The following is an 18,300-nucleotide window of genomic DNA, read 5'->3' as shown; positions in this document are numbered from 1 at the left end:
ATGTGCTGTCTTGACTACGATTGAATCCTTAATGTTCTACTCGCACCTTATTGGGGGTGAGCTGTAAGTAGAGTCCTGGCACCACTAATAGGGCAATCAACGTGGCGGCGATCAGACCAAAGATGATGGCCATACAGAGGGGGAACCATTCTGCTTCACTAAAGGCCAAAGGGAGTAGCCCAATTACTGTGGTAATAGAGGTAGTCAAAATGGGACGAAGGCGATCGCTCGCTCCTAAGGCTGCAGCTTGGCGGACCTCTAACCCCTGTTTACGTCGTTCATTCATGGTCTCTACCATCACAATGGCATCATTGACCACAATCCCCGTTAAGGAAATGACGCCAATGGCGGCTGGAAACGAGAAGGGTAAATTAAGGAAATAAAAGCCAATAAAGGTTCCGGTTAAGGCAAACGGAATCGTGAGAATAATAATCAAGGGCTGAGAATAAGAGCCAAATTGCAGCACTAACACAGCAAAGACCAAGAAGATGGCGACCACCAACATCTGACCTGCGGATCCAAAGGTTTCACCGCTAGTCTCGGCATCGCCGCCGAAACTATATTGATAGCCTTGGGGCCAGGTTTTTTGCATTTCCTGGAGTTTCGGCGTTAGCTTGGCCAAAATATCGGCATCGTAGACCCCAATGCCCGGAATGTTTTTGGCTAAAACCGTGACTGTGCGTTGGCTCTTGCGATGGGTAATGGATAAAGGCACGGCTCCAGGGGCGGGTTCTAACACTGCTTCAGCCGGAATGGTTTTGCCGTCAGCGGTGACAAACCGAATGGTCTGAAATTCGTCTTGGCGGGAAGGGCCACCGACTTCTCCCTGGCGGGAGGGCCAAAGCGTACTCATATGGATCTCTAGATCTTCTTCCCCACTGCCAACCGGAAAGTCACCAATATCGTTATCAATCATTAAATAGCGGCCTTGAGAGGCCAGCTCGCTTTGGCTCAGACCATAGAAGTCCAGGGCTTCTCGCTTCGGAATCAGTTTGTAGTCTTCTCGCAAGTTGCCCAGGTCATCTCGCACATCCATCGTTCCTGGAATCTCCCGCAAGACCTGCTGCACTTGCACTGAAATTTCTCTCAGTACCTGCATGTCTTCGCCACTAATGGCCACTTGAATCGGGTCTTCGCCCCCGCCGGCTCGCTCATATTGGACGGCTAGGGTGGAGCCAGGATAGTTGCGGAGGATTTGGGTTTGGAGTTGAGATCGCAACTCCCGCGCATATTCAAAAGACTGACGTTGCCGTTGGTTGGACTCGACAAAGATGACGGAGAAGCCCACAAAATAGTCGGCATTGCCGGGCTTCAATTCCCCGGAAGAGACTAAACTGCTGCGTTTGCCCACTAGCTTGACCACACTTTTGAAGACGGGCTGACCCTCTGGATCGCGATAGGCCAGCAGCAAGTCTCCCATTTGATCGGCGACGGTTTGGGAGCTTTCGAGAGTTGTACTGGGGGCTAGTTCTACATTCAGACTGAGCTTAGTGCCGTCATTTTGGGGGAATAGATTGGATGGCAAGGAGGTAAACAAGACACAGGCAAACACAAAGAGCCCGACCGCCCCCAAGGACCAGAGCCGAGCCACGGCTTTATTAGGAACGGTCATGGCCAGACTCCAGTCTGCGAAGCGGGCTGAGGCCACTTCAGTCATCCGATCCACCAAGGTTTTGTTCGATCCACCTTTGACATTCCCTAGCAAAAACTTGGATAGGGGAATCACCACCAGTAGGGACAGGAAATAGCTGATCACCAAACAGGTAATGGCGCTAATGGGAATCAGGCGAATAAATTTGCCCATGGTGCCGGAAATCGCCATCAAGGGGGCGAGGGCCAAGATGGTGGTGAGCTGGCCTGCAAAGGCGGGTCCAGCATAGGCTTTAACGGTCCGCAACGCCGATTCCCCAAATCCCAACCCCTCGACAAAAATGCCGTCGTGCATGCCTTCCAACATGAGAATAAACACATCCACCAGCAACCCGAGGGCCAGGATCATGCCAATTAACACCATGGAGTTGAGGGTTTGTCCCCCTAACCAGAGGAAGAAGATGGCACCAATAAAGGTGAGGGGAATGGCTAATCCGGCAATCAACGCTTCTCGCCAGGTTAGGGCCACCAGAAGAATAATAAAAACAAAAAAGGAGGCTTGACCGACATTACTGAGCAAATTGGCGAGTTCATCATTAATGGTGATCGCATCGTTGTTGAGAATCCGATATTCCATCCCGGCTGGCCAAACCTTGGGGTTTTGGCTGGCTTCGTCTAGGGTTTGTAGGGCATCAGTAATCACTTGAATGGTGTCACTACCGGCAACCTTAACGATGTCTAAGGTAATGGTGGATTGGAACGGCTGATTTTCCCAACTGAGAAAGGCTCGATTGGTCTCCCGTTCTAAATCTCGCCGCACATCCGCCACTTCTTCTAAGCGGACAATTCGGTTGTCCGTTAGTCGAGCCACGGGCAGAGATTTTAGATCCTGAATGCTGCGAAATCGTCCGAACATTCGAACCTGAGCCCCAATGGCATCATCTCGAACCCGATCCCAAGACGCATCTTGATTGCCCCCTTGAATGGCGTTTCGCACCTGTGTAGAGGAAATACCTAAGCTGGTCAGACGGCTGGGAATCAGCTGGACATGAATAACCTCATCCCGATTACCCGATAGATTGACTTCTCGCAGGTTTTTGACCGACTCTAAGATGTCTTTGAGATCTTCTGCGGTTTGACTTAAGGTGGCAGCATCTAGGTTAGGGCCAAATAGACCAATCGTTAAAACCGGCGCATCTTGTTGAGACACTTGGACAAAATCAGACTGTTCGCGCCCTTCGGACTCAGCGGGAAGTTCTGGCGCTGCATCATCGACTTTGCCCCGCAGCTCTTGAATCGATGAGGCCACCGGGGCTTCCGCTCGAAACTCAACATCGATAATGGAATAGGAATTGAAGGTGGCACTTTTAACATCCTTCAAGCCTTGTAGGGACTTAATTTCCTTTTCTAGTTTGTCCGTGACTCGGTTTTCAATGGTCTCGGCATCGGTGCCGGGCCAAGCAGTGGTGATATTGGCTCGGGCAATTTTGATGTCGGGGTCGGATTCTTTGACCATGGAGACATACCCCATCAAGCCACCCATTACCAGCAAAAAACACAGCAGAATCCCAAATACCTGACGGGTAAAGAAAAACTGAGCCAGTGGAGAAGCGTTCTCTAACTCGGAGGCTCCATGCATGGGGTCATCCCGAACGTCCAGGGTGGTTGGCCGATCCTCTGTTTGCATGGGTTCTATCCTTGCGGTGTAGGGCGGTAATGCAATCTGCTGACTTAGGCCGGATCTTCAATATCGACAACATCGACGGGAGAATCATTGACCAGTCGATTACTGCCTTCGGTGACCACCAATTCACCGGGCTGTAGTCCCTGAGCAATCGAGATCCGATCTAACCCTTCAATATCTAAAACCACAGGACGCTGCTCCACTCGGCCTGTTTCCTCGTCGACAACAAATACATAGGATTTACGATCGCGGGTGATAACGGACCCAAAGGGCAACGTAATGGCTTGGCTTCTGGATTGAGCGGCAATCCAGGTTTGTACACGGGCACCCAGGCGTAAGTTCTCTCGCCCTTCTGTGATCCGAACCCGCACTTGGACGGCTCTACCCCCAGGGGTGACCGCTGGAGTGACGGAAAACACCTTGCCTCGGGCTTTAGCCACGCTGACGAGATTGCTTTGATTGAGCCCTTGGACGAAGGCTTGGCTAATATCGTCATCTAAGGCAATATAGGCGGGTTGATTGGGGCGCAGCAAACTCCCTTCTGAGGCAGGAAGTTCAAAGGCAACCTCGAAACTATTGGGGTCAACCACCACAATGGGCACGGATTCGATGGCCGATTGATAACTGGTGGCGGATTGCACTCTGGAAGGACTCCAATATTCTCCTTCCCGAATATTCATATAGGCGACAATGCCATTGATGGGAGACACGAGCTGCGTATCTTCCCTGGCAATCACCGTGTTTAATAATCGCGCTTGGTTGGAGACCACTCCTGCCTTGGATACGGCAATTTGATCTTGAGCCGTTTTGACATTCTCTTGGGCTACCTTGACCCCAACTTGGGCCTGAATAACGCGGTTATTGTAGGTATCCCGTTCCGTTGCGGGAATCACCCCTTGTTTGTATAGGGTTTGTCGTCGTTTGGCTTCTGTTTTTGCGAGTTCTAGGTCAGCTTTGGCTTGCCTGAGATTGGCTTCTGTCTGACGTAAGCTGGCCACCGCCTGCTCTTCTGTACGCTTGGCAACTTCGCGATCGGCGGCAGCGGCTCGAATATCGGATTGATATTTGCGATCATCAAGGGTTGCCAGCAATTGACCTTTACCCACGCGATCGCCTTCTCGCAGGAAGCGGCCATTGATTTTGGCGAGCTGGGTGACTTCCCCACTGGATTCAAAAATCAGTTGTTTGTATCGTTCTGCTCTCACATCGCCATCCGGACTGGTGACCCAACGGCGAATCGGTGCAAGTTGAGCCCGCACTGCCCGCACGGGTAATTTGGCTGTAGACGCAGTTTCAGGTTCCGATACGGTCGGAGACTGACTGTTGTTGTAGAGCCGCCATCCGAACAGCCCTGCAATCACCAACATGACGAGAATGGCAATGGGCCAGGGAGACTTTTTACTAAATACTGAAGGTCTGGAGTGGGGGGGCTGCTTATCTCCAGGAACTTGAATATCTAGTTCCAATTGAGAAGGAGTGTCAGTATTAGCCAGATCTCCTATATCCTTGGGCGTACGTTCATCCGTCTTCATGTGTTTCGTTCCATGTTGATAGGATTATTCCGCTGGTTGAACCCATAAGGCTGATGTGATAAAGCTTATAGCTATTACTTTACGGGATTTCTATAGCATTACAAACCGTATACAGATATCGCAATAAAGATGATTCAATCAGTAAGGGAGACGTCAGGGTTGATCTACTTTCTGAGACAAGTACCCACCCACCAGAATGGCGATGAATACTGTAGGGTAGAGCTGACCAATGATAGCTTCTGTATCCGTGAGCACAATGGCTAACGTACTCACGGGGACAATATCGCCAAACCCGAGGGTTGTTAATGTCGTAACGCTAAAGTGAATGGGTTGTAAATAGGAACCGGGCTGGATTAAAGTTGCCGAAAAAGCATGGGGATTGAGGGTTGCAACCATGCCATAGAATAATGCCCAGATAAAAGCAAGCAGAAAGTAGGCGCAAATGCCTCCCCTAATCGTATCCATAGTGATGGTGGTGACTGTAATAATTTCCCGCATAATTAACAACGCGGCTACCCCCAAATAGAGGACATAAATGGATTGAGCAAGCAGAGAAAACGGTAAGGTTGCAGTTGAAGTCCATCCCACTCTGGGGCCTAATTGCAGAGAGAACGCTAAGACCGCAATAAAGACATATGCCCAAAACAGTTTCGGGGGGAGCGAAAAGCTTTTAACAATCACAACCATCACGTACAGCAGTAGCAAGGCCGAGATGAGACTGCCTAGTCCACCCTGTAAAAAGGGCGTGACTAAATAATTGGCAATTAGCACCCCTAAAAGCTGGCGATATTTGTGTTGCGATGGAGATGGCAAATACATGGGTCTTTAGGAATGGCTTACTAGTACTGTAGCCCTGCGCTTTACCCATCATTCGTCAACGGTTAAAACCTCAAAAGATCTTAATTAACCCCTCTGGTTATGCTGTGACGCGCTATCAAGATCTTGGAAGATAGACTGGAATTCAGTGCTCAGGATTCGCTGTTGCGGAAGCGCAAGATCAACAATATTTGGTTGGAAGCAATAGGGCCTTGCTCACAAAACGTTGAGGCTGAAACTTTGGATTGAGCTGCCTGTGGCTCTATGGGGCTGAGTATGTCTTGTCTATGATTGCGATCGCATCCCCAATTCCATTCCTATAAGGCTGGATCGGGTTAGGATTCCGGGGAGATTGCAAGAGCGCTTGTACCGCATCTATAGCTTCCTGAGACGTTTTCACGAGTTTGGCCCACCGCTGGCCGCGGTACTGTTGTCGATCATATTGCCGGGGCCAGGCAAAGGCAATCAATGGTTTGCCCAATGCCTGACATTCAAACACGGTATTGTAGCCTGCCCCACCGATGACGACATCAGCCTGGTTCAATATCAGCATCCCTGGCCATACTTGAATCCACAGGTTGGGTGGGCACTGGGGAGGGCAAGTATAGGCCAGGCAGCGGCAGTTAACGTTGGGAAATGTGGTGGATAACGCCATCATGAACTGGCCCCAAAAGGCCATTTCTGGCAGATGACCTGCGGCGACTACCAAGATCGTGGGCTGACCTTTTGGGATGACCGAAGGCAGCTCCTGCGAATTGAACATCAGCCAGGGTAGGGTTTGCACAGCCTGGGGAAAATTTGCAAAGGGTAGAGTATCCCCTTCACCTGGAACGAGAATTGTCTTGTAGTAGTGCTCAGCAAATCGCCCCACCTGCTTGGCTTTCACATAAGCTGGATCGATATCTCGATGAATAAGAACTTTGGGAACAGTAGACATTTGAGGAAAGCAATCCACTAGCTCGCCGCCAAGGCCACGGGGAAAAGTATCGACGATCAGGCAATCATAGTTTTGGTTTTGGACGATAGCTTGTACCTGATGTCGCGTTTCTGCAGCAGAAGCAACGGGTAAAATCTGGAGTGATAGATTCTGTAAACCAGATGCACTGAGATCTATTCGATGCAGTTGAGTCTCAACCCAAGGGGCATAGGGAGAATTAGTGAGGATGCGAACGTGATGCTGAGGGGCGGCTTGTCGGCCTAAGGCAATGGCCCGATTGAGATGTCCCCAGCCTCCGCCTAAGGCATAAATCAGCCAAGTGGCCATTAACTGGCCCCAAAATTCATCTCGTAATCTGTATCCAATTCCTCTTCAAAGCTGGCGGCATCCGCTTCTGTAAAGTCAACGTTTCGGGACTCGCGGTTGTAGCAGTAGTAAGCGCGATCGCGATAGTATTCATAGCCCCAACTGCCGGGGCGATAGATGCCATAACCAGGATAGAGATCATAGTCTAACCAGTAAGGGTCTTGGTCGAGTTTGCTTTGACCATCACGACAGTAAGGACATCCCAATGCTGTGGTGCGATCGCACGTTCGTTTGAACAAGAAACCGACTTTGCGATCGCAAACCCATTCCCCAGAAGAACGATTCGCCTGTGCTGTTTGTGCGGGGCGCTCTGTAGGGATCTGGGCCATACCCAAAAGTGAGGTAGAACGAGAGTCTCCACTGATGGCCGATGCTTGATCTTGGAGGGGTTCCTCGGTGGTGGTTGGCTTTGGGACAAGCGTGAATGTGAGTTCAAAGGGACCGATCTGAATTCGGTCACCATGGGTTAAAACTCCCTCAGTAACAGTGACCCCGTTAATTTGGCTGTCTGCCTGGCTGCATAACCAAACGCTACTCTGTCGCACTTCCAACAAAGCATGAAATGCCTGTACTGCGTCATCATGGAGCACAATTCGACTCACTGCTTGCCCTTGATGGGTGGCAGGCATCAGATTAAAGCTTTGTCCCAAAGCAACCGGAGGCTGCAAATGGGGCTGATAGGTTTTACCAGAAGTTGGATCAGTCCAAACGAGTTGAATTTGCACCGTTGGCACCAGGAGGTTGAATAGGCGGCCTCACCTAAGATAAACCATGATTATGATTTCGCCACTGGAGAAATGAATTCATATCAGAATGTCAGGGAATGGGCATTGAACGGCGTGAACCGTGTATTGGTTAGCATTTTTTGCATTTGAATTGCTGAGGTTGGGTATGATGAAGGCCAGCACGATCCATTACCTATGAGTCACCCCCTTCTCGCAACCTTTCGGCAGGCTTATCGGGATTTAGATTTATTTCCCTTGTTGTCTGACGAGGAAGTCGAGGCGTTTCGCGTCGATTACGGTCGGGATGCATTGGTGCGGCTAGAGCAGGCTGTGGACGATGCACCCGAGGATGGCAAGATTATCTTTGCAGGACATCGGGGGTGTGGGAAGTCAACGCTACTCGCCCAGTTTGGCCGCTTGATGAGTGATCCAGAGCGAGAACCCCGCTATTTTGTCGTCCGCTTTTCCATCTCGGACATGGTAGAGATGTCGGCGGTGGACCATGTCAATATTCTCTATGCTATTGCTTTACAGCTTTTGAGTAAGGCGAGGGACTCCGAGGTGGATATTCCTACGACCACTCAAGAAGAAATTTTAAATTGGTTTATTACTACTCACTCAACGACGGAAACCAAGGATCTCAAATCCCAGATTGGGATTGGTGGCGATGTTCTGAAGATCTTGACCGCTAAGCTACAAACAGAATCCACCTTTAGGGAAGAAATCAAACGTACTTATGAACGGCGTATTTCTGAACTCGTAGCCAAAATAGAAGAAATCGCTGCTCTGATCCAGCATCATACAATCCGTCCCCTGTTAGTGATTATTGATGATTTGGATAAATTGGATTGGAAATTAGTAGAAGAAATTTACAAGAACAATATCCTGGCGCTTTTTCAGCCCCAAATGCGGATGGTGTTTACTATTCCGATAGCCGTGGTCAGAGATATTGAACTCCGCACGATTTTGCAGTCGGCTTGTGGTCGTCCGATTTTGCAAATGGGAGTTGCTAAATTTTTTACTAAGGCCGATCGTCACCGCCAGCAGCAGCCGGATCAGCGCAAGGTGGATATTTTCCTCAAAGTATTAGAACGTCGCTTTGGTGAGCACTGGGCGGAAGTCATGTCGCCACAAACCGCTCGGCAGATTGTGTTGCTGAGTGGAGGAGTATTGCGGGAAATGGTGCGGATTGCTCGGGAATGTTGCAGTCAATGTTCGCTGCTACTGCGGCTGGAGCCAGAACGAACTGAGATGAAGATTGATGATCAGGTGCTGGAACTGGCTGTGCGGGAACTTCGGAATGAATTTTCTCTGTCTTTGGGCAAGCGGCGGTCTGAGATTTTAGTCACAACCTATGAAGATGCTAAGCCAGAAGAAGTGGATGATGAAGATTTTGCCCTACTGTTGCACGGGTTATATATCTTGGAATATCGCAACAATCAGGTCTGGTACGATGTGCATCCGATTGTCAAAAAACATCTCCAGCTAGAGCAATTGCTGCCGACGATGGACTCTGGGAGTGCTGAGGATGCCCACCATTGAGCGCTCTGCGGAAGAACAGCGCCAATACCTGCGGCTGCTAGTTGCCCTAGAGGCGAATCAGGGGCAATTGGGATTACTGATTGCCGTGACAGAAAACCGTAACTTGCAAACTGCCGTTATTGAGGACTACGAGCAATCGCTGCGGGAGCAGGGAGTCCATGCCTATCGGTTGTTTATTAACCGTCAAGACCCCAGTTTGCGGACAGGATTAGAGCAGTTGGTCGCTCAACAGCCTGTTTTACAGGAGCATCAGCCTGCGGTGGTCACGGTGCTGGGGATTGGGGATTTACTGCCGTCAATGTTGGCGATGCCAGAGTCTCAGCAAGCTCGATTTTTAGGGTACTTACAATGGACCCGAGAAGCTTTGCGGCAATTTCGGTTTCCGGTTGTGCTCTGGGTCAATCGCAAGGTGGTGCGTTTATTAGCAGAGCAATCGCCAGATTTCTGGAGCTGGCGCAGTGGCGTTTTTTGGTTTGGCGTTGACCCCAGTGATGTGGCTCTCTTACCATTTACAGCTTCCAAGACGACGGAAAAAGCGGCAACTAGGGGGTTAGATCCTTCTATCGAAGCGTTGATGGGTCTGATTGAAGCGCTGGAGCAGCAGGCCGATAAAGATCCAGCCCAATTAGCAGATCTGTATACTCAATTGGGGCAAGTTTATACGAAGCGAAGTCAAAGCAGACAAAATCGTGAGTTTGCTATCCAGGTCTATAAACGAGCTGTGCAATTATTGGACAATCTGGATTTGCCTGCAGAATTGGCGACCAGTTTAGAACAGCTAGGGAATCTCTATTTTGAACTCAAAGACAATGCTCACGAGGCAAATGTTTGCTATGACGAAGCGTTGCGTCTGTATCGCGAGGTGGGTGATCGGCTGGGGGAAGCCAATACGTTAAAAGCCCTGGGTGATGTCCTCCAATTTCTTGACCAACGCCAAGCGGCTTTAGAGCGCTATGACGAAGCGTTGCGTCTGTATCGCGAGGTGGGTGCTCGGCTGGGGGAAGCCAATACGTTAAAAGCCCTGGGTGATGTCCTCCAATTTCTTGACCAACGCCAAGCGGCTTTAGAGCGCTATGACGAAGCGTTGCGTCTGTATCGCGAGGTGGGTGCTCGGCTGGGGGAAGCCAATACGTTAAAAGCCCTGGGTGATGTCCTCCAATTTCTGGATCAACGTCAAGAGGCCTTAGATCGCTATGACCAAGCCTTGAGGATATATCGCGAGGTGGGTGATCGGCTGGGGGAAGCCAATACGTTAAAAGCGATTGGCGATGTCCTCCAATTTCTCAAGCAAAGTCAAGAGGCCTTAGATCGCTATGACCAAGCCTTGAGGATATATCGCGAGGTGGGTGCTCGGCTGGGGGAAGCCAATACGTTAAAGCCCTGGGTGATGTCCTCCAATTTCTGGATCAACGTCAAGAGGCCTTAGATCGCTATGACCAAGCCTTGAGGATATATCGCGAGGTGGGTGATCGGCTGGGGGAAGCCAATACGTTAAAAGCGATTGGCGATGTCCTCCAATTTCTCAAGCAAAGTCAAGAGGCCTTAGATCGCTATGACCAAGCCTTGAGGATATATCGCGAGGTGGGTGCTCGGCTGGGGGAAGCCAATACGTTAAAAGCGATTGGCGATGTCCTCCAATTTCTCAAGCAAAGTCAAGAGGCCTTAGATCGCTATGACCAAGCCTTGAGGATATATCGCGAGGTGGGTGATCGGCTGGGGGAAGCCAATACGTTAAAAGCGATTGGCGATGTCCTCCAATTTCTCAAGCAAAGTCAAGAGGCCTTAGATCGCTATGACCAAGCCTTGAGGATATATCGCGAGGTGGGTGATCGGCTGGGGGAAGCCAATACGTTAAAAGCGATTGGCGATGTCCTCCAATTTCTCAAGCAAAGTCAAGAGGCCTTAGATCGCTATGACCAAGCCTTGAGGATATATCGCGAGGTGGGTGCTCGGCTGGGGAAGCCAATACGTTAAAAGCCCTGGGTGATGTCCTCCAATTTCTGGATCAACGTCAAGAGGCCTTAGATCGCTATGACCAAGCCTTGAGGATATATCGCGAGGTGGGTGCTCGGCTGGGGGAAGCCAATACGTTAAAAGCCCTGGGTGATGTCCTCCAATTTCTGGATCAACGTCAAGAGGCCTTAGATCGCTATGACCAAGCCTTGAGGATATATCGCGAGGTGGGTGCTCGGCTGGGGGAAGCCAATACGTTAAAAGCCCTGGGTGATGTCCTCCAATTTCTGGATCAACGTCAAGAGGCCTTAGATCGCTATGACCAAGCCTTGAGGATATATCGCGAGGTGGGTGATCGGCTGGGGGAAGCCAATACGTTAAAAGCGATTGGCGATGTCCTCCAATTTCTCAGCAAAGTCAAGAGGCCTTAGATCGCTATGACCAAGCCTTGAGGATATATCGCGAGGTGGGTGCTCGGCTGGGGGAAGCCAATACGTTAAAAGCCCTGGGTGATGTCCTCCAATTTCTGGATCAACGTCAAGAGGCCTTAGATCGCTATGACCAAGCCTTGAGGATATATCGCGAGGTGGGTGCTCGGCTGGGGGAAGCCAATACGTTAAAAGCCCTGGGTGATGTCCTCCAATTTCTGGATCAACGTCAAGAGGCCTTAGATCGCTATGACCAAGCCTTGAGGATATATCGCGAGGTGGGTGCTCGGCTGGGGAAGCCAATACGTTAAAAGCCCTGGGTGATGTCCTCCAATTTCTGGATCAACGTCAAGAGGCCTTAGATCGCTATGACCAAGCCTTGAGGATATATCGCGAGGTGGGTGATCGGCTGGGGGAAGCCAATACGTTAAAAGCGATTGGCGATGTCCTCCAATTTCTCAAGCAAAGTCAAGAGGCCTTAGATCGCTATGACCAAGCCTTGAGGATATATCGCGAGGTGGGTGCTCGGCTGGGGGAAGCCAATACGTTAAAAGCCCTGGGTGATGTCCTCCAATTTCTGGATCAACGTCAAGAGGCCTTAGATCGCTATGACCAAGCCTTGAGGATATATCGCGAGGTGGGTGCTCGGCTGGGGGAAGCCAATACGTTACTGGGGTTAGGAAGTTTACAGGATCGTCCAGCACAAGCGATGGATTACTATCAGTCTGCTCAAACCATTTTTCAGCAAATTGGTGATCAATATAGTCAAGGTCGTAACTTGTTAATGTTTATTGTTTCTGCCCAACAACAGCTAGGCGACTTAGATGGTCTAGAAGCATCGTTGGCCCAGGCTGAAGCCATTGGCAAAGCAATTGACTTCAAACCATTCCAACAGGCGGTCGATCAGATTCGCTCAACGCTATAGTCAAGGCATTCTCAACATTGTGAGCTTATTTCCCGTCAATAAGTCAGACATTCATCAGCAAAACGGCTTTCAGAGAAGAGCTTCTCATAATGTCACTTTTGATAACTTTTGGGCCAAATTGAGCACATGGTACAGACTCAAAAACATCTGTGTGATCAACTCTTCAACTTGTTTAACATCAACGTTTCGATCAACCTCAAAACGTTTTGGAGGCGGATAGGGAGGCACCTTCACCGTGAGAGATAGGGTGCGATCGCTGACTTTTATCCGTTTGACTCGCGCGGTCGGGGTGAGTTTTAGGGCCTCTTTCAGGGAGTCTTTTAAGACTGTAACCGCACCATACTTCTTGCGTTGAAACCGTAACGTTAAAGTGAGGGATAACCCTTTAGGCTTGCTCTTACGTTTGTGTTTGGTCTTGCCACTACGACTCCGTTTCCAGCCATATTTTTCAATGTAGAGTTCTGTCAACGTCAAGGTGAAGTCGGTTTGATCCAAAAACTGACCTTCTAGCAATAACCAAGGATCTGCATAACGGTCGATTTTCCACCTGTCTCGCTTCGGATCGGGTATCGTGTCAATTCGTTTACGCTTTGCGTTGACAGGAGAGCAATTGAGGGACAAATGGAGCGAAGGTTCTAGCTCCATATCACGGATAACTTTTTTGATTAATCCCACAGGGAGCACATACCGTTCTTGAGGGATCAACCAAGGACGTTCGAATAATTTCAACATCCCTAGAACCAACAGCACCCCCAAAGAGAAAAGAAATAGCCAAAATAATGGTGACAATGGCTGCTCCAGTAGTACCGAGCCAAACACCCCGATCACAAACGAGCCAATTAATCCGATCCAAGCAAAACGGGTAATGTAGTTGTAAAGACGATGTCGAGCTTGTGCTTGTTGAACTCGATCCTCCAATTTCGCTAAGTCAGTCTGGATCTCGCTCGCAAAACCAATGTGTTTGTACTTCGGCTTTAGCCTAAATCTTGCAAGATTGAGAGACATATAACACCTTCCCCCAGACTGGATGGCTCCTAATCAAGCCCTAGCATAAGATATAGCTGCATTTATCCCTAATTCCTCAGTTATGCCCAAGTTGGCTTACGTTTGTTTCGATATGGTTCCCGCCCCTAAAGGTGCTGCGATTCATATTGCTGCCTTTACCCAAGCCCTTGCTCAATGGTGTGGTTCAGTCCAGTTCGTCAGTGTTGCCCCTACGCTGGAGATATCTCCGACCGTAGAGCGATGGCCAGGCGTGATGCATACTGCTCTTCCCACCAGTGGTAAGACCTTAATTGACCGGGTAATTACATTTCGCCAGCGGCTTGAACAATGGTTGGCAGGCCAATGGTTTGATGTCATCCATGTACGGTCGATGTATGAAGGATTCCCGATTGCACAACAAAAGTCAAAGTATTGCCAAACTTTGATTCTGGAGGTGAATGGCTTACCGTCCATTGAGCTGAAATACCGCTATCCGCGAGTGGCAGATGATCGAGAACTGATGCATAAGCTGATCGCTCAGGAAGATTTATGTTTAGAGCAAGCCGATGTAGTGCTCACCGTTAGCAAGGTGACTCGCGACTATTTAATTCAGCGGGGTGTCTCTCCAACCAAAATTCAGGTGATTGCCAATGGCGTTAATCTCGACTTCTTTCCGCACCAAGCTCCGCAGCCAGATCCTGAAAGCTTGCATTTGCTGTACTTTGGAACCTTATCCGCTTGGCAAGGGGTGGATTTAGCCGTTGAAGCGTTGGGACTTTACTGTCGGGACTTCCCCGCCACTCTGACGATTGTGGGTCCCGCAAAACCTAACCAAGTGAGATCGCTAACTAAACTGGCTACTAAATTAGGTGTAGACAAGCAACTGAATATTCTGGAACCGCTGTCCCAGACCGATCTCTGCCACCAAATGCATACCGCAGATGTGATTCTCGCCCCATTAAAACCCAATGATCGCAACTGTACCCAAGGCTGTTGTCCCTTGAAAGTGCTAGAGGGGATGGCATCTGGCACGCCTGTCATTACTAGTGATCTGCCAGTGGTTCGTGAATTAGGGATGCCGGACACCCATTTTTTGTCGGTTCGTCCCGGCTCTGCCAAAGCGATTAAAGATGGGGTGCTTCGACTCAGAGCTGATCCAGAGCTACGTATGCAGTTGTCTCAGAATGCGCGATTGCAGATCACGCAACAGTTCACCTGGCAACAGGCCACGGATCGGCTGATTGCTTGCTATCAAGACCTTCTGCAAACGTCATCCATTGATTAAATGCTCTAGCAATTTTTGGAGCTGCGCTTTCTCTTGGGCAGGGGCATGGTGGGTTTGGACAAATTGTCGGGCACGTTGTCCCATCTGGTGTCGTTCCTCCACCGAGAGAGAAAGACAGTCTAGAATGGCATCGCCTAAGTGATGCAGTTGCGATCTCGGTATGACCCATCCCGTTTGTCCTGACTCCAGCACCTCTGGGATGCCGCCCGCATCACTGGCAATACAGCAACGTTCACAGGCCATGGCTTCTAGCAGTGCATTGGGCATACCTTCCCACAAAGACGGCTGCAGATAGATATCACAGAGATTTAAGTGCTGAACGATCACCTCAGGGTCTGACAACGGGCCAGTGACAATCACCCGAGCCGCATGATCAGGATGGTCAATCGCAAACGTTTGCAGCAATGACTGAGCCGCAGAACGCAGCTCGCCGATAATCAACAGACAGGCTGGACGCTGGGCTCGGAGCTGAGCGAGGGCTTGTAATAAAAATCCCTGACCTTTCTTTTCTCGCAGCTCTCCTGAAAATCCCAACACGACTTCTTGATCGGCAATACCTAAATTGTGGCGTAGGTCTTGCAGGTCATTGGGTGGGAGAGGATGAAAAATCTCACAATCGAGGGTATTGGGAAGAACAGTGATAGGGGTGCGGTCCCCAACCATCTGCATTTTACGGGCCATATCGTGACTGACTGCCGTGAGGGTTGAGGCATGGGTGAGTGTCCACTGCAAGCGGGCAAAGTCTCCAGGGGGAAATAGTTCTCGATCGATATCGTTTCCCCGTGCACTTACCAGTGTTGGTATGTGATGTTGTCGGCCAAACCACACCCCTAAAAAACCGGCAGGAAATAAATAATGCCCCCAAACGGCCTTAAAGGGAGATGCTTGGTGCAGCCCATCTAAAATATTTAAAGTATGGGGCATCGTTGCATCCCAATGGCGATATAACCCCAGCCGATAAACTCGGCCTGAACTGCCCTGCTCAGTACTCATCTCCCCCGGCTGCAGATACCGGCTCCAGGTCACCACATCTACATCAATGCCCAGGCTGTGTAGGGATGTGACAATCCGCCCCGCGCTGCGGGATACGCCGCCCATATCTGGGGGAAAACGTTCAGTTAGGAATAGCAAACGGGGCAAGCTCACAGTTCACAGCTTGCCATAGCCCGATCTCTTTTGGGACAACACCCTTTAGAGTTGATTGGCTGGATGATGCTCGGCAAACCTGGGCGTTAGGCAGTAGGGACAATCCAACCATTCCGGTAAGAGCCCTGCATTGCAAACATGACAGTTGAGGGCTGTTTTTCGCTTTGCCTTAAGCTCCGTTTTCAAGCCGCTATCGGAGAAGGTCACCCGTTCTACTTCTTCTAAGGATGTAGCGCCTTGCTCAACCAGCTTCAAACTATAAGCCAACAAGGTTTGCATCCCTTCTTCGACAGCCACTTCCTTGATATGCTCTGTTGGCGCACCTTCGGTAATCAGTCCCTTTAACTTTTCGGTCACCTGCATAACTTCATAGACCCCGCATCGCCCGGAATAGCCGATACCGGAACAGGTGGGACAGGCATCCTCTGTATTTGCCGTTGCCAAAATATCGTCAGACGTAGAGGTATTAGCCTTGTAAAAGGTGATTTCTGTTTTGGCCGAAGCCATTAACCCAAACTGAGCCAGCTTTTCTGGGGACGGACGATAGGGAATCCGACAGTCTGGACAGAGGCGGCGGACGAGTCGTTGAGCCACCACACCCAATAAGGACGCTGAAACCATAAACGGTTCAACATCCATCTCCGCCAAACGCACAATGGCGCTGGCTGCGTCGTTGGTATGTAGGGTCGTTAACACCAAGTGTCCCGTTAACGCGGCCTCAATGGCCGTTTTAGCCGTTTCCTTGTCCCGCGTCTCACCCACGAGTAGGACATCCGGGTCTTGTCGCAGAAAGGCCCGCAGAATGGAGGCAAAGTCCATGCCTTTTTCCCGCAGGACCTGTACCTGGGTAATCCCCTGTAGGGTATATTCAATGGGATCCTCAACAGTGCTGATATTGACTTCAGGGGTATTGCGCTCCGTCAGGGCGGAGTAAAGAGTCGTCGTTTTACCAGAACCCGTAGGGCCGGTCACCAAAATCAATCCAAAGGGGCGATCCACCATTTCTCGGACAATCTCAAGGCTGGCAGGGTCATCAATCAGATGGTTGAGGCCGAGCTGCATGGAAGAATTGTCTAAGATCCGCAAAACGACCTTTTCGCCATAGCGACTCGGCAAGGTACTGACACGAAAGTCAACTTTGCGGCCCTGAAATAGCCGGAGAATCCGACCATCTTGAGGTAAACGCCGTTCGGCGATATCTAAGTTGGCGATGATTTTGAAACGGGAGACGAGGGCAGGGGCAATGCGCCGAGGTAGGGGCTGAAACGCATTATGCAATAAGCCATCTTTGCGAAAACGAACGCGCAAATTGTCTTCCTGCGGCTCAATATGAATATCAGAAATGCCGTTTTGTAATGCTTTTGCCAATATTTTATTCACTAGAGAAATGACTGGCGCTGCATTTTCATCGAGTAATGCTTCATCCAGATTGATATCTGCATCATTGGTGGAGAGATCTTCAATGCCTCCGAGGCGATCGAGATCATCTTCTAGGCCGTATTCAACGGGCAGGTTTGCTTGGATGGTGGCCTGACGCTTGGCTTGAGCGTCCAAGAACTTGGCGATCAGCATTTGGAAAGTATCCAAATCTAGAACAACCCGCTGGAAGGTCATCCCATTGGAGCGCAGCAAATAGTCAACATCATCAATGGCACTGAGGTGGTCCGGATTGACCATGCCCACACGGACAACCGGTGGATCGACGTCGGCATTGAGAGCGAGGGGCAAAATCTGGTAGCGACGACAGTAGTCGAGAGGAATGACCGTGCGAATCAAACGGTCAATTTCGTCAAAGTCAACCTGGGTCAGCTCAGGATCGAGACAATCCAGTCCATAGAGAATTTTTAACTCGAATAGCTGCTGACGCTTGATTTGCCGGAGAAGTCGGGGGGGTAAAGGTTTCCCCGTCATCTTCTGCAGGATCGCTAGCAGCGAACGTCCCTTCCGCCGACTTTCATAAATCGCTTCTCGCAAGCGTGCTTGATCTACATAGCCACTCTTAATTAATTTTTCATTTGAAGGAGAAAAATTGTTTCTAACGAGCAGTTCCCGCTTGGATGAGTTATTCTCCATGACTATAAAAAAGAAATAAAGTTAGATAAATGTACAGATAAAAAAACTGTGTATTCCCAAATACTTTGGGTTATGGGGGAAATCCAAGGCTAATGCAGACTGAATCAGTCGTGACCTATCAATACCACATATATCCTTGCCGAAACAATCGTAGAAATTTTGCTTCCATAACAATCAATACCTCTGCTCGCACTGTTATGGGGTAAATCAGCAGAGTTTACAAAATTTTGGTGTTTTTTGTTGGCATGGACAGATTTTATCTTTGTTCCAACTCAGTCTGATTCAACGAATAATTTTTGAGTTAGGAGCATAAA

The 18,300-nt window shown here is 49.8% G+C and carries 15 protein-coding genes; 7 read left to right on the top strand and 8 right to left on the bottom strand.

The genetic code is table 11. The features are described from left to right. Positions 1 to 28 precede the first annotated feature (28 nt). The 5 genes from ON05_RS13800 to ON05_RS13780 form a co-directional block, all read right to left on the bottom strand. Positions 29 to 3,277, bottom strand: coding sequence for an efflux RND transporter permease subunit (locus ON05_RS13800; protein ID WP_010481305.1), 3,249 nt, complete (start codon positions 3,275 to 3,277; stop codon positions 29 to 31). Positions 3,278 to 3,321: 44 nt separating this feature from the next. Beyond that, the gene (locus tag ON05_RS13795) at positions 3,322 to 4,806 is read right to left on the bottom strand and encodes an efflux RND transporter periplasmic adaptor subunit (RefSeq protein ID WP_010481304.1); all 1,485 of its coding nucleotides are present in this window, start codon (positions 4,804 to 4,806) and stop codon (positions 3,322 to 3,324) included. 153 nt (positions 4,807 to 4,959) lie between these two features. Continuing rightward, positions 4,960 to 5,625 carry an ion channel gene (locus ON05_RS13790; RefSeq protein ID WP_010481301.1) on the bottom strand — a complete coding sequence of 222 codons (666 nt, stop codon included), beginning with the start codon at positions 5,623 to 5,625 and terminating at the stop codon, positions 4,960 to 4,962. Positions 5,626 to 5,884: 259 nt separating this feature from the next. Next, positions 5,885 to 6,886: a glycosyltransferase gene (locus ON05_RS13785; protein WP_010481300.1), complete on the bottom strand. Its 1,002-nt coding sequence runs from the start codon at positions 6,884 to 6,886 to the stop codon at positions 5,885 to 5,887. After that, on the bottom strand, positions 6,886 to 7,650 hold the full coding sequence (locus ON05_RS13780; protein WP_139026198.1) for an FHA domain-containing protein: 765 nt from the start codon (positions 7,648 to 7,650) through the stop codon (positions 6,886 to 6,888). Before ON05_RS13780 ends, ON05_RS13785 begins: the two co-directional genes overlap by 1 nt. A gap of 195 nt (positions 7,651 to 7,845) precedes the next feature. Between ON05_RS13780 and ON05_RS13775 the strand changes: the two genes are divergently transcribed. Genes ON05_RS13775 through ON05_RS13750 form a run of 6 tightly spaced genes read left to right on the top strand, consistent with a single transcriptional unit; the run spans position 7,846 to position 12,498 of the window. Further along, positions 7,846 to 9,192: an AAA family ATPase gene (locus ON05_RS13775; protein WP_010481296.1), complete on the top strand. Its 1,347-nt coding sequence runs from the start codon at positions 7,846 to 7,848 to the stop codon at positions 9,190 to 9,192. Further along, on the top strand, positions 9,179 to 10,618 hold the full coding sequence (locus ON05_RS13770; RefSeq protein WP_262561724.1) for a tetratricopeptide repeat protein: 1,440 nt from the start codon (positions 9,179 to 9,181) through the stop codon (positions 10,616 to 10,618). Before ON05_RS13775 ends, ON05_RS13770 begins: the two co-directional genes overlap by 14 nt. Then, the gene (locus tag ON05_RS13765; RefSeq protein ID WP_316964597.1) at positions 10,525 to 11,166 is read left to right on the top strand and encodes a tetratricopeptide repeat protein; all 642 of its coding nucleotides are present in this window, start codon (positions 10,525 to 10,527) and stop codon (positions 11,164 to 11,166) included. Before ON05_RS13770 ends, ON05_RS13765 begins: the two co-directional genes overlap by 94 nt. Further along, positions 11,124 to 11,576: a tetratricopeptide repeat protein gene (locus ON05_RS13760; protein ID WP_316964596.1), complete on the top strand. Its 453-nt coding sequence runs from the start codon at positions 11,124 to 11,126 to the stop codon at positions 11,574 to 11,576. Before ON05_RS13765 ends, ON05_RS13760 begins: the two co-directional genes overlap by 43 nt. A 35-nt stretch (positions 11,577 to 11,611) precedes the next feature. After that, a complete protein-coding gene (locus ON05_RS13755) occupies positions 11,612 to 11,884 on the top strand; it encodes a tetratricopeptide repeat protein (RefSeq protein WP_262561723.1) in 273 nt (90 codons plus the stop codon). Further along, positions 11,842 to 12,498 (top strand): tetratricopeptide repeat protein, encoded by a 657-nt coding sequence (locus ON05_RS13750; RefSeq protein WP_316964595.1) that lies wholly within the window; start codon positions 11,842 to 11,844, stop codon positions 12,496 to 12,498. Before ON05_RS13755 ends, ON05_RS13750 begins: the two co-directional genes overlap by 43 nt. A gap of 84 nt (positions 12,499 to 12,582) precedes the next feature. Here ON05_RS13750 and ON05_RS13745 read toward each other — a convergent pair whose 3' ends face one another. Then, positions 12,583 to 13,503: a hypothetical protein gene (locus ON05_RS13745; RefSeq protein WP_010481208.1), complete on the bottom strand. Its 921-nt coding sequence runs from the start codon at positions 13,501 to 13,503 to the stop codon at positions 12,583 to 12,585. Between the two features lie 82 nt (positions 13,504 to 13,585). Here ON05_RS13745 and ON05_RS13740 point away from each other — a divergent pair, with 82 nt between their 5' ends. After that, entirely contained in the window at positions 13,586 to 14,767 is a 1,182-nt protein-coding gene (locus ON05_RS13740) for a glycosyltransferase family 4 protein (RefSeq protein ID WP_010481210.1), read from the top strand. On the opposite strand, the gene ON05_RS13735 is transcribed toward ON05_RS13740, so the two are convergent. Then, a complete protein-coding gene (locus ON05_RS13735; protein WP_010481211.1) occupies positions 14,753 to 15,913 on the bottom strand; it encodes a glycosyltransferase family 4 protein in 1,161 nt (386 codons plus the stop codon). The two genes, ON05_RS13740 and ON05_RS13735, sit on opposite strands and share 15 nt — an antisense overlap. Positions 15,914 to 15,958: 45 nt before the next feature. Beyond that, a complete protein-coding gene (locus ON05_RS13730; RefSeq protein WP_010481214.1) occupies positions 15,959 to 17,986 on the bottom strand; it encodes a GspE/PulE family protein in 2,028 nt (675 codons plus the stop codon). Between the last annotated feature and the right edge of the window lie 314 nt (positions 17,987 to 18,300).

Source organism: Acaryochloris sp. CCMEE 5410 (genome assembly GCF_000238775.2).
In the GTDB taxonomy this organism is placed as follows: domain Bacteria; phylum Cyanobacteriota; class Cyanobacteriia; order Thermosynechococcales; family Thermosynechococcaceae; genus Acaryochloris.
Note: the sequence above shows the minus strand (reverse complement) of the source record. Positions and strands in the feature narration are given on the sequence as shown.